Origin of the sequence: Bacillus sp. GbtcB14, from assembly GCF_019091205.1 — a bacterium.
Classification (GTDB): domain Bacteria; phylum Bacillota; class Bacilli; order Bacillales; family Bacillaceae_G; genus Bacillus_A; species Bacillus_A cereus_AG.
The window spans coordinates 1-237 of the sequence record NZ_JAGXJT010000305.1 but is presented as its reverse complement, the minus strand read 5'-3'; the positions used below and the strand labels follow the sequence as shown (position 1 = coordinate 237).

Here is a 237-nt window from a genome sequence, read left to right as displayed (position 1 = left end):
TTTATCCGTCAAATCTTGATTAAGATGTAATAAATAGACGGTTAGTAATGAATATCGAGTATTTTCCTGAAAATCACGGCATGCATAAGGTTCATATCTTGAGCCCAAGCGAGACAGCTGTAACAGGCGATTGCGGTGCAAATGATTAAATTGCACCGTTTCTAATTCCATTCCTCGTATGTATTCGAGTCGTTCTATTACATTTAAAAAGATATCGGGTGAAGGATGTCCCGGTGG

The 237-nt window shown here is 38.8% G+C and carries 1 protein-coding gene; it reads right to left on the bottom strand.

Going from position 1 to position 237, the window contains the following annotated elements; genetic code table 11:
* On the bottom strand, positions 1-237 hold a 237-nt coding region (locus tag KVT31_RS29980), incomplete at both ends, for a hypothetical protein (RefSeq protein WP_217613771.1).